At 70.7% G+C, this 12,201-nt stretch carries 5 protein-coding genes; 1 reads left to right on the forward strand and 4 read right to left on the reverse strand.

The window, feature by feature from the left end; translation table 11 throughout:
- Positions 1 to 240: 240 nt before the first annotated feature.
- The gene (locus FGD71_RS36235; protein ID WP_162931324.1) at positions 241 to 1,056 is read right to left on the reverse strand and encodes a class I SAM-dependent methyltransferase; all 816 of its coding nucleotides are present in this window, start codon (positions 1,054 to 1,056) and stop codon (positions 241 to 243) included.
- A 562-nt stretch (positions 1,057 to 1,618) separates the two neighbouring features.
- Here FGD71_RS36235 and FGD71_RS36240 point away from each other — a divergent pair.
- Positions 1,619 to 2,818, forward strand: coding sequence for a cytochrome P450 (locus tag FGD71_RS36240; RefSeq protein ID WP_119104795.1), 1,200 nt, complete (start codon positions 1,619 to 1,621; stop codon positions 2,816 to 2,818).
- Between the two features lie 116 nt (positions 2,819 to 2,934).
- Here FGD71_RS36240 and FGD71_RS36245 read toward each other — a convergent pair whose 3' ends face one another.
- From FGD71_RS36245 to FGD71_RS36255, 3 genes are all read right to left on the reverse strand, one after another.
- On the reverse strand, positions 2,935 to 4,275 hold the full coding sequence (locus tag FGD71_RS36245; protein ID WP_119104796.1) for a serine hydrolase domain-containing protein: 1,341 nt from the start codon (positions 4,273 to 4,275) through the stop codon (positions 2,935 to 2,937).
- Between the two features lie 185 nt (positions 4,276 to 4,460).
- Positions 4,461 to 10,643: a non-ribosomal peptide synthetase gene (locus FGD71_RS36250; protein WP_119104797.1), complete on the reverse strand. Its 6,183-nt coding sequence runs from the start codon at positions 10,641 to 10,643 to the stop codon at positions 4,461 to 4,463.
- The gene (locus FGD71_RS36255; protein WP_181359343.1) at positions 10,640 to 11,980 is read right to left on the reverse strand and encodes a serine hydroxymethyltransferase; all 1,341 of its coding nucleotides are present in this window, start codon (positions 11,978 to 11,980) and stop codon (positions 10,640 to 10,642) included. The genes FGD71_RS36250 and FGD71_RS36255 overlap by 4 nt, the downstream gene beginning before the upstream one ends.
- Positions 11,981 to 12,201 lie beyond the last annotated feature (221 nt).

The following is a 12,201-nucleotide window of genomic DNA, read 5'->3' on the forward strand; positions in this document are numbered from 1 at the left end:
CAGCCATCCCGCCACCCAGCCGCACTCAGCGCAGCGACCGCTGCCCCCACCGCACTTGGCGGTGGGGGCAGCGGTCGTGTGGTCGGCCGGGCAGCCGGCCCGGCCTGCCCGGGTCGGCCCGGCACGGGCAGGCGACGGTGCTGCGGCCGGGGCCGAGTCAGCTCGCGGGAGGGGATGACATGAGCGCGAGCCGTTCCGGCACCCGTGGGAACAGCCCCCGGCGCGCCGGCCGACCGGTCCTCAGGCGGGTCGTCGGCCCCAGGCCGCGGCGGTGGCCAGGCCCAGATCCCAGAAGTCGTCCTGGTACATGCGCCCGGCGGCCTGCTCGATCTGCTCCTCGGTGGCCTTGCCCGCGGCCACCACGGTGGGACCCCATCCCTTGATGGCCTCTCCCCAGAAGAGACCCATCGCCCGGTTGCCGCCGACCACCGACAGGGAGCCGTCCATGCCGATGTCCTCGAGTCCGAGCTCCACCAGAGGAGCGGGGAAGGAGCGCGGCCAGTCGAGGTCGGTGCCCACCTGCTCCTTGTAGATCTCCAGGGTGGCCAGGCTCACCTCCCGGTAGGCGGCGTCCCGCGCGGATTCGATGGGGAACTTGGCAGGCTCCTCCAGCAACAGCCAACCGCCCGGCGCCAGCCAGGAGGCCACCCGGGCGAGGTCGCTTTCACGGCTGCGCAGATGGCTGAAGACATAGCGGGCGTAGATGAGGTCGAACGAGCCCTCGGGAAAGTCGTCGGTCGTGACGTCGTGGCGGACGATCTCCAGGTTGGGGACGCCCGCCTCGCCCAGCGAGCTGAGCTCGATGTCGGTGGCGACCACCTTGCCGGAGGGGCAGCGCTCGGCCAGCCAGCGCGCGATGCTCCCCGAGCCGGCGCCGATCTCCAGGCAGCGCCAGTCCGGCTTGGGCTCGAGCGCCTCCAGCCGCCGTTTGCTGTGCGGGTCCAGCTCCGCGCGCAGCGCGGCCAGCCACGCGGGCGGCCCCTGGTCCGGGGAGGCGGCCGCGTCCCCGGACTCGGACTGGTCCGGTGTTTCGTGATCAGTCAGTTCAGCCGTCACTGTCGCACGCTCCTCATCAGGGTTGATCGCAACGCCGAACGCATTCCTGAGCGGTGACCGTGGGCTGCGCTCACTGGTTCCCGGCCCGGTATTGGAATGGCGCCTTCACATAGGTGTGTCGGGACATGCGGCCGACTTCTCCTCCGGGCTGGATCCATAGGCAGGGAGGCCTCAAGGAGGAAGGTTATTCAGCGACCGGAAGGCGTAAGGGAAACCGGCAGAAAAAACAGGAAGTCGGAAGCCTGCGCGCATGCCGGAGCGGCACAACCCGCACCAGGCACAGATGGTGGTGGCCGCGTGGGTCCAAGTCAAGGTGCCGATGTCATGCACGGCCCGCCGTCGTTTTCCGCGGATCATGCCGAACTCGCCCTTGGCGACGGCCTTTACCATCGCCGGCCGCGCAAGCCGATCAACAATCCGACTTCATCGGCGAATCGAGGCTTGCGCGGCAGAGAATGGCTGGCTTTAGTAATACGCCGATGAGTACTACGGCGTCAGTGCCGGGCGATGTCCTGTCGACAGGACAGCCACGCACAGTGCTCTCGTCAACGGAGGGGATCTGATGACCGATTTCGCTGATCGGTGGGGTTTCGACTCGGACAAATTCTGGTTGCGCGGCGAACGGCCGAAAGAGTCCGTCGAGTGGTGCGAGGAACTTGGCCGCTGGCACGCCTACGACTATGCGGAGGTGAACGAGGCCCTCAGCAACAACGAGGCGTACTCGGCCGACTCCGGGCGGCTGTTCGACCTCGACGAGGAGACGCTGAAGTACTTCGACGGTGACCTGGCGCAGATGACCGGGCCGGAGCACGCGAACATCCGCAAGCAGGTCAGCCACGCCTTCAGCCCGAGGTTCATCGACCACCTCGAGTCCCGGGTCCTCGAACTCTCCAACGAGTACGCCGACAAGCTGGTCGATCTGGGCCGGTTCAACCTCCTCAGCGACTTCGTCGACCACGTCGCGGGCATCGTCTTCAGCGAACTGCTGGGCATTCCGGCCGACGACCGCACGATGTTCAAGCTGGTGGACCAGAACATGGACCAGCAGGCCCAGATGACGCAGGTCGACCAGGGCGACGGTGAGGGCTACTTCGAGAAACTCACCAAGCCCCTGCAGCCCCTGCGCGAGATGCTCGGCCGGCACGTCGACGAGCGCTCGAAGAATCCGAAGGACGACCTGATCAGCCTGCTCAGCCAGGTCAAGAAGCTCGATGGCGGCCCGATGACACGGGACCAGATCATCAACTTCATCATCGGCATCCTGGGTGCCGGACACCTTGCCACGCCACTTCTGATCGGCAACACCATGCTGTGCCTGGAGTCGTTCCCGGACCAGGCGGCGAAGGTCAGGGCGGACCGTTCGCTGGTGCCGAGCCTGCTCGAGGAGTCGATGCGCTATCTGACCCCGGGCGCCGCCTCCTACCGCGCCACCGTCGCCGACGTCGAGCTCGGCGGCAAGAAGATTCCCAAGGACCAGCTGATCAGGGTGTTCCTCGGGGCGGCCAACCGGGACCCGCGCCAGTTCCCCGACCCGGACACCTTCGACGCCGCCCGCAGCCCCAACGCCCACCTCGGGTTCGGCCGCGGCGCCCACTACTGCGTCGGCGGGCAGATGGTCCGGGTGGAGACCCGCATCGTGTTCAACGTCCTCATGGACCGCTTCCCGAAGCTGCGGGTCGACCCCGACATTCCGCCGCTCTTCTTCAACTCACCGGACTTCACCGGCGTGCGCTCGGGCGGTCTGTGGGTCCGTACGGACTGAGCGGCACCGCTCGTGCACGTGTGAGACGTGAGACGTGTGAGAAGTGCTCCTGAGGCAGCATGGGCGGACCTGCCCGGGGGGGCAAGCCGTCGCAGGAGCACTTCTCGATGGGCGCGTCAGGTGACGCGCCGGTAGGACCGCCCGGCGAGGTTGATGGTCTCGATGCCGCCCGCAGCGTCGCGCGAGAAGACGCCGCGCATGCCCGCCAGCGGCCCGTCGGTGACGATGTACTGGTCGTCGGCGTCGGCGAGCAACCCGAACTCGGACGGCGGGAAGTCCGGTGCCGTGCCGATGACTTCGAGCGCCTCCTCGGTGACCTCGAAGTCCATCACCAGCCGTTCGCCGGGCGTGCTGATCAGCACCCGCCCCTGCGAGGTCTCGTACGTGCCGACGAGTTCGCGCGCCCGCGCCCCGTCGAAGGGCAGCGGCTCCGGGTCGCGATCGACGACCCCGAGGTACGTCTCGAGTGCCCAGCGAACGACGTCCTGGTTGTACGGGATTCCGTTCGGACCGACCGTCGCCACCGTGACCAGGGCGAAATCCTTCTCGGGCACCAACAGGAGCCACGAGTACTGGCCCGACATCGAACCGCCGTGGCCGACGGTGCGGACGCCGTCGACCGTGCGCAGGAACCAGCTGATCCCGATGCCGTCGCCGAAGTAGTTGCCCTGCACCTCGGTCGTCGGCTGCTGCATCCGCAGCAGCAGGTCCCGCGGCAGCACGCCCTCGCCGTCTCCCAGGTGGAAGCGTGCCCAGCGGAGCTGGTCGCCGATCGTCGAGACGATGCCGCCGGACGGATCCCCGTACCGCTCGGCCACCCAGTCGGTGGTGACGTCGAGCGATCCGTCCGCCTGCGCGGCGTGCCCCAGCGCCACATGTCCCTTCAGTTCACTCGTCGTGAAGGCCGCCGTCGTCAGTCCGACCGGATCGAAGACCAACGACCGCATCGCGGCGTCGTACTTCATACCCGTCAGCGATTCCATGATTAAGCCGGCGATCGTGAAACCCGCGTTCTTGTACGCGGCATGCTCACCCGGTGGCGTCGTCACGGGAATGTCGGCCATCCCCGCGACATGACGCTCCAGGCTGTCCTCCGGATTCTCACTCAGATAGTCGCTCCACCCGCCGGTGTGGTTGAGCAGATGCGTCATGGTGACGGTGGCGGCCGCGTCCTCGTCCGAGAGCCGGAAGTCCGGAAGGTAACGCCTCACCGGCGCGTCGAGATCCATCTTCCCGTCGGCGACGAGACGCATGATCGCGGTCGCGGTGTACGTCTTTGTGATCGACCCGAAGTGGAAGAGTGTGTCGTGGTCGAGTGGGCGCGTGTCCTCGGCACTCGTAGTGCCGTGAAATGCGTAACTCTCCTCTCCGCCGGAGAAGACCGCGACAGCGGAACCGGGAATTCCGAACTCGTTCGCCTTTGACGTGATGAAGCGCTGGAGCGGGCTTTCGTTCATGTCTCCTCCGAGTGTCGGCCACAGCTTGGCAGTGAACGCGGAAAACGGTGAGAAAGCGTATCCGGCGGCCGACTCGGATCAACCGGCAGAACGCGCCAGTCCACCAACGCGCAGCGCCCCCGGGCCGCGTGCGGAGCCTGGTGGCTCACACGCGGCGCCGAGGGCGCTCCCGCTGTCACCGGGGGTCAGCCGGCCTTCTCCGGAACCTCCCGCAGGAGGCCGCGCACGGAGTCGGCGGTGGCGGCGAGGATCTCCTGGAGCTGGGCCAGCCGTTCATCGGTGAGGGCACGGTGCTGGGTGGCGTCCCGGACCTCCTCGTCGAAGCGCTCGAGCATCCGCTTCAGAAGCTTCTGTGACTCCTTGGCGTCCTTGCCGCCGCCCTTCGGGCCGCCCGAACCCCGCTGGACACCGTCGCGGATCCTTTCGTTGACGTCCTCCATCACCTTGGTCTGGAACTCGTCGCCGCTCCACTTCTCACGGGCCTGAGTGGTGAGCTGCTCCTTGAGCTGCGCGGCCTGCTCCTTGGCGTTCTCTCGCATCTGGGGTACCTGCTCCTTCATGTCGTCGCGGATCTGTCGGGCCAGTGCGGCGGGCCCCTCGGGGTCCCGCTTGATCCCGCGCCTCAGCGCGTTGCCCAGGCTGGGGCGGGTCTTGGTGGTCGCGGGTTTGAGATGCTCGGAGAGCTCCGCGACGGTCGGGTGTTGGAAAAGCACTCGGATCGAGACCTCGAGCCCGAGCGTCCTGCGCATGCGGCCGATGATTCGGGTGGCCTTGAGGGAATTGCAGCGGAGGGTGAAGAAGTCGTCGTCGATGCCGACCCGGTCGACGCCGAGCACGTCCGCGACCAGTTCGCACAGCGCTTCCTCCTGCGGCGTTCGCCCCTTCCGGTAACCGCCGCCGACGGGTTCGGCCCCGGGCGCGGGAAGGGCGTGACGGTCCACGGTCCCGTCCCCCGCCAGCGGCAGCTCGTCCAGCGGCACCACGGTGGCCGGTACCAGATGGTCCGGCAGGCGCCGCGCCACGAACTCGCGCAGCTCCTCGGCGTCCACACCGGCGCCGGTACGCAACGGCGCTACGTACCCGACGAGCAGGCCTTCGCCGTCCGCCCCCTCGCCCTCGCGGACGACCGCCGCGGCATGGGACACACCGGGGTGTGCGGCCAGGGCGGCCGTGACGTCGACGGTGGAGATCCGCCGGCCGCGCACCAGCGCCTGCGGGCCGCAGGGACCGACGTACTCCAGCGTGCCGTCGCGGTTCCACCGGGCCAGGTCCCCGGTGCGGTACATACGGGCCCCGTCCGGACCGTACGGGTCGGCGACGAACCGCTCCGCGGTCGGGCCGGACCGGCCCCGGTGGCCGCGCGCCACCTCCCCGGCGATGTACAACTCGCCCGGGACGCCCGCCGGTACGGGGCGCAGCGCCGCGTCCAGGACACGTGCCCGCACGTTGCCGAGCGGCGTGCCGAGCGGACGGTTCCGCGCCTCCGCGTCCGCCGCGTCCGAGGCGGTGAACGCGGTGGCGGTGAACGTCTCGGCCGGCCCGTAGACGCCGACCACCCGCGCGCCCGGTGTCGCCTCGCGGATGCGCCGCACCAGAGATCCGGGCAGCGTGTCACCGGTGAGGACGACCGTCCCCGCGTAGATCGCGCCGGCGGAGCGGTTGAGCACCTCGGCGTAGAACGGGGCGACCGTGCTGATCACGTCTCCGGTCCAACCCCAGTCCCGGCCGAAGGAGTTGATCTCCGTGGGGATCTTGACGCAGGCGCCGCAGGACAGCGCGGCGACGACCTCGAACAGCATCGCGTCGTCGTGCGGAGAGGCCGCCAGCATCCGCGTCCCGGGGGCCAGCCCCGCGGCGGACACGAAGCGCGACGCTCCGTCGACCAGCGCGCGGTGGTCGACCGCCACCTCGGCCGGGCCGCCGTCGCCCCGGTACGGGCGGCGCAGCCACGCCAGGTGCCCCGGGTCCAGGGATGCCCGGCGGTCCCGGTCGGTGGGGTTGGCGTTGTCCCCGGGGTACGAGGGCTGCGTGCCGAGCTGGTCGAGCTCGGGGCCCCTGACGACCTCGGCCACCCGGACCGGTGTGTCGCCGGGCTCGCCCAGGACGAACGCGGCACCGGACTTCAGCGTCCCCAGCAGCGCGACCGCCAGCTGCACGGAGCGCGGCAAAGCGAGCGCGACCATGGACTCGGGCCCGACGCCGCGCCGGATCAGCTGGTGCGCCAGCCGGTTGGCCCAGGTGTTGAGCTCCCGGTAGCTCAACGCGACCCCCTCGGAGACCACCGCGACCGCGTCGGGCGTCGAGGTCGCCCGGCGTTCGACGAGAGCGGGCAGGGTCTGCTCGGCCGATGCCACGTCCGCACCCGGCTGCCCGGCGGTGATCAGCTGTCGCTCGTCGGGCAGCAGCACGTCGACCGTGCCGACGCGCCGGGCGGGGTCCGCGAGGAACTGGTGCAGCACCTCGTGCAGTCGTACGGCGATGTCGTCGACCGCGTCCTGCGTGAAGACGTCGCGGTGGTACTGGAGGCTCAGCCGTACGGAGGGGTCGGTCTCGACGATGAGGGCCAGGGGGTAGTTGGCGGCGCCCTCGGCGTCGACCCCCGTGACCTCGATCCCCGCCGCGGCGCTCGCCTCCGCGATGCCGACGTGGTCCATCGGGTACGACTGGAACGCCACCAGGGTGTCGAACAGGGCGTCCAGGCCGGTCTCCTGATGGATGTCGGCCAGGCCGAGGTGATGGTGGTCCAGGAGCACGGACTGCCGGCCCTGCAGTCCGGTCAGCAGGTCGGCGACGGTGTCACCGGGAGCGCAACGGACGCGTACCGGAAGGGTGTTGATGAACAGCCCCACCATGGACTCCACGCCCGGCAGCGAGGCCGGACGGCCGGAGACCGTCGCGCCGAACACCACGTCCTCGCGCCCGGTGAGCCCGCTGAGCAGTACCGCCCAGACGCCCTGGACCAGGGTGTTCACCGTGACGCCCAGCTCCGAGGCGCGCCGGAACAGACGGCCCGACTCCTCCTCGGTCAGCGTGAGGCCGATCTCCCTGGCCAGGACCTCCCTGGACCCGGCGTCACCTGCCCCGGTGTCACCTGACCAGATGTCACCTGACCCGATGTCGCCGGATCCGGTGTCGCCGGGTGCGACGTCCCCGGATCCGGGCACCTCGGCGCGTGTCGCGCCGGCCGGCGCCAGCAGCGTCGGCTCGTCGACACCGGCGAGCTCGTCGGCCCAGACCCGTGCGGTCCCGGCGCGGTCCTGCCGGTTCAGCCAGGCCAGGAAGTCCCGGAACTCGCGGACCGCCGGAAGCCCGGAGGCGTCCCCGTCGGAGGCGTACAGGCGCAGCAGGTCCTGCGTCAGGATCGGCTCGGACCAGCCGTCGATGAGCACGTGGTGGGTCGTGAGCACCAGCTCGTACCGGGCCGGGCCGAACCGCACCAGGGTCAGGCGCAGCAGCGGCGGGGTGGTGCGGTCGAAGTGCGTGGCGTAGTCCTCGGCGAGGAAGCGCCGGAAGGCCTCGTCGCGTCGGGCGTCGGGGACCGTGCCGAGGTCGACCTCCCGCCAGGGCAACTCGACGCCGTCCAGCACGAGTTGCACCAGGTTGTCGTCGGCGTCCGGGACGAAGGCCACGCGCAGGTTGGCGTAGCGGTCGAGCAGGGCCTGGCCGGCCGCCCGCATCCGGGCGGGGTCGACCTCGCCGGACAGGTGGAACACCGTCTGCATCTGGTACGCGTCGTAGCCGGTGTCGCTGAGCGTCGACTCGAAGAGGATCCCGGACTGCAGCGAGGTCAGCGGCCATATGTCCGAAAGGCCGGGGTAGCGCCGCTGCCAGGCCCGGAACTCCGCGGAGTCCGGATCGGCCAGCGGAGCGGAGGCGGCGTAGGCGGCGGCCCCGGCATCGGCGCCGGTCGCGGCCTGCGCGAGCGCGGCGACCGTACGGCACTGCAGGATCTGCCGCGGGGTGACCTCCAGGCCGCGGGCCCGGGCCCGGGTGACGACCTGGATGGCGCGGATGCTGTCGCCGCCGGCGGCCAGGAAGTCGTCGTCGGCGCCGACCCGGTCCACGCCCAGGACCTCGGCGTACACGGCGGCCAGGATCTTCTCCTCGGCCGACCCGGGCGCCCGGTAGGCGGCGGTGGTGAACTCCGGCTCGGGCAGCCCCAGCCGGTCCAGCTTGCCGTTCGGCGTGAGCGGGAGCCGCTCCAGCGCGACGACCGCGGACGGGACCATGTACTCGGGCAGCCGGTCGGCCGCCAGGCTCAGCAGTGCGGCGGTGTCGACCGTGCCGCCGACGGCGTCGCTGTCGGTGTCCTCGGGCACCACATAGGCGACGAGCCGGTTGGAGCGGGCGACGACCACGCTCTGCCGTACTCCCGGGTGGGAGCGCAGGACGGTCTCGATCTCGCCGAGCTCCACGCGCAGGCCGTGGATCTTGACCTGGAAGTCCTTGCGGCCGATCAGCTCGATCAGTCCGTCCTGGCCGAACCGGGCGGCGTCGCCGGTGCGGTACAGGCGCTCGCCTCGCACCACGTCCCCGTACGACCAGTCGAGGAACCGCTCGGCGGTGCGCTCCGGCTGATCCAGATAGCCGCGGGCCAGACCGGTGCCGGCCAGGTACAGCTCGCCGGGCACGCCAGGCGGCACCGGCTGCAGGGCGTCGTCGAGGATGTACGTGCGCTGGTTGGCCATGGGGCGGCCGTAGGGGATGCTCGTCCAGTCCGGGTCGACCTTGTCCACCTCGTGGATGGTCGAGTGGATCGAGGACTCGGTGGCTCCGCCCATCACGACGAACCGCAGGTCGGGGGCGACGGCGCGGACCCGGTCCGGCAGGGTGACCGGGACCCAGTCGCCGCCGAGCAGCGCCAGGCGCAGTCGCGGCAGCGGCTCGGCACCGGTCTGCTCGAGGTGGTCGGTCAGCAGGTTCAGCAGCGCCGGGGCGGAGTTCCAGACGGTGACGTCCTCGGCGACCAGCAACTCGGCCCAGTGCCCGGGGTCCTTGGTGCGCCCGGCGTCGGGCACGATCACGGTGCCGCCGGCGATGGTCAGGCCCAGGAACTCGTACACGGACATGTCGAAGCTGGGCGACGACAGCGCGAGCACACCGTCCCCGGGGCCCACGCCGTAGCGGGAGTTGAGGTCCGCGATGTTGTTCAGGACCCCGCGGTGGTGCAGTGCGATCGGCTTGGGCGCGCCGGTCGAGCCGGAGGTGTGGATGATGTAGCAGAGGTGGTCGGGGTCCGCGACGCGGCCCGGGTTGTGCTCGGGCAGCCGGGCCAGGACATCGGCGTCCCGGTCGAGCAGGACCAGCGGCGGGCTCTGCTCGCCGCCCTCGGGCAGGTTTCCGGTCAGCTCCTCGCGGCTGATCATCACCGTGCACGAGGTGCCGGCGACCATGGCGGCGATGCGCTGGGCGGGATAGTCAGGGTCGAGCGGCACATAGGCGCCGCCCGCCTTGAGGACGGCGAGCTCCGCCACGAGCAGTTGGGCGGAGCGGTCCAGGCACAGGCCGACCCGCAGGTCCGGGCCCACGCCCAGGGACCGCAGGTGATGGGCGAGACGGTTGGCCGCGGCATTGACCTGACGGTACGTCAGCCGCTCGTCGCCGTGGACCACGGCGACGGCCTCTGGCGCGCTGTCCGCCCGGGCCTCGAAGGCCTCGTGCAGGCAGCCCTGGTTGGGCAGTTCGGTCTCGGTGCGGTTCCACTCGACGAGGGTGCGGCGCAGCTCCTCGTCGCCCAGCAATCGCAGCCGGTTCACGGTGCGGTCGGGGTGGCGCAGTCCGTCGACGAGGAGCGTGCGGTAGTGGTCGAGCAGCCTGAGCGCCGTGGTGTGCTCGAACAGCTCGGCGTCGTAGTGGAGTTCCGCCTTCTCGCCGTGGACGACCAGCCGGAGCTCGAAGGGGGCTCCGTCCGCGGAAGGGGCCGCGCCGGCTGTGAAGCCGACGGGGCAGGTACCGGTGGCGTGCGCGGTGGTGGCGCCCTCCGCCAGGTCCCGCAGTGTCGTCTCACCGGTGACCTGGAAGCGGACCTCGCCGTCCGGGCCGGCCAGGGCGATCCGGTCCTGGCCGGTGTAGCGGTGGAGCAGCGCCGCGAAGGCGGCGGCCAGGACGCTGTCCCGGACGGACCTGGCCTCCAGGCCGACGGTCTCCACGGCCGTGCACCGGGCGGCGCTGCCTGGTCGGCGTGGCTGGTCCGTCGGTACGAGCGCGGGTGGCCAGACCTCGGCAGCGGGGTCGTGGCGGGCTTCGGACGCGGGGGCGCGGCGGGTTTCAGCGGCAGGGGCGTGGCGGGCCTCGGAGACGGGGGCGTGGCGGGTCTCGGAGACGGGGGCGCGGCGAGCTTCGGCGGCAGGGCGGTGGTCGGTCATCATGTTCCGACTCCGATCAGGGAAACCGGGGCACCGGCGGTGGTGGTGTCGATGGACAGGGGGTGGCGGGCGCACAGCCACCGGACTTCCTCTCGGACCGTGGTGACCAGGGCCGGGTCGATCCGGTACTCGGTGTCGGACAGCAGACCGGTGCCGGCGAGGACGGTGTGCAGCAGATGAGCGCACTCGCGCATCTGCTCGGGGCCCATTCCGCGCTGCGCGAGGATGTTGGTGCCCAGACGCAGGCCGCTGGTGACCAGCGGCGGCTTGGTGTCACCGGGGATGCGGTTGCGGTTCGCGAGGATCCCGCACTCCTCCAGAGCACGCTCGGCGGTCACCCCCGTCAGGCCGAGGCCGGTGGTGTCGATCAGGACCATGTGGTTGTCGGTGCCGCCGGTGAGCACCCGGTACCCGAGGGAGGAGAGCTCCGCGGCCAGGGCCCGGGCGTTGAGCACGATCAGCCGTGCCGTCTCCTGGAAGGCCGGCTCGGCCGCCACGGCGAAGGCGCGGGCCTTGGCGGCGATGGAGGCCGGGCTCGGAGTGCCCTGCGACTGCGGGAACACGGCGCGCTGCATCAGCCGGAACAGCGGGGTGCGGCCGTCGGGGCCGGGCGTGTCGTACTCCCGCCCGCTGAGGATCAGACCGCCCCGGGGACCGGCCAGTTGCTTGTACGTACTGGTGGTGGTGATGTGGGCGACATCGACCGGGCTCGGGTGCCGGCCGGTGGCCACCAGGCCCGCGATATGGGAGATGTCCGCGAGGAGATATGCCCCGACGGTGTCCGCGAGGGCCCGGAACCGGGCGAAGTCGATCGTACGGGGATAGGCGCTGGCTCCGGCGATCAGCACGCGGGGCCGGTGCTCGAGGACCAGGTCCTCCAGGCGTGCGAAGTCGATGCGGCCGGACTCGTCCAGGCCGTAGGACACCGCGTTGTAGTGGCGGCCGGTCACCGATGCCCGTGAGCCGTGGGTGAGATGGCCGCCGGCGTCGAGGTCGAGGCCGAGGAGCGTGTCGCCCGGGCGCATCAGCGCCGAGAGGACCGCGAGGTTGGCGGACGAGCAGGAGTGCGCCTGCACGTTGGCGTACCGCGCGCCGAACAGCCGCTTGGCCCGCTCCACTGCCAGGTTCTCGACGTGGTCGAACTGCTGGGCCCCCGGGTGGTAGCGCGCTCCCGGGTAGCCCTCGGCGGTGACGTTCGACAGCGCCGCTCCGCCGACGGCGAGGACGGAGGGGTCCGCGATGCTCGCCGACGCGATCATCGCGAGGATCGAGTTCTGCTGACTCACCTCGGCGTCCAGCAGCGCGGCGAGTTCGGGGTCGGTGTCGTGCAGGACGTCCATGCCGGTCCGGAGCAGCTGAGCCTGCGCGCCCGTCGAGGAACGGCCGGCCTGCTGCGTCGGTCGTGCTACTGCGGCGACTGACTGACGTGTCATCACCTGTACCTCATCTCGCGTTCGATGCGCCTCGACGGACGGAATGGTGGGTGGGTCTAGTGGGTGCGGTCTTTGTTGAAGTGCTTCATGGCCCAGGCGTAGCCGAGGAGGCTGATGGCGGTGCACCA

It is taken from the genome of Streptomyces sporangiiformans (assembly GCF_005768555.2).
Taxonomy (GTDB): Bacteria; Actinomycetota; Actinomycetes; order Streptomycetales; family Streptomycetaceae; genus Streptomyces; species Streptomyces sporangiiformans.

Bases quoted from the DNA above. Each gene is read 5' to 3' on its own strand.
- FGD71_RS36240 (WP_119104795.1), top strand. From the start codon at position 1,619: ATGACCGATTTCGCTGATCGGTGGGGTTTCGACTCGGACAAATTCTGG.
- FGD71_RS36245 (WP_119104796.1), bottom strand. From the start codon at position 4,275: ATGAACGAAAGCCCGCTCCAGCGCTTCATCACGTCAAAGGCGAACGAG.
- FGD71_RS36250 (WP_119104797.1), bottom strand. From the start codon at position 10,643: ATGATGACCGACCACCGCCCTGCCGCCGAAGCTCGCCGCGCCCCCGTC.
- FGD71_RS36255 (WP_181359343.1), bottom strand. From the start codon at position 11,980: ATGGACGTCCTGCACGACACCGACCCCGAACTCGCCGCGCTGCTGGAC.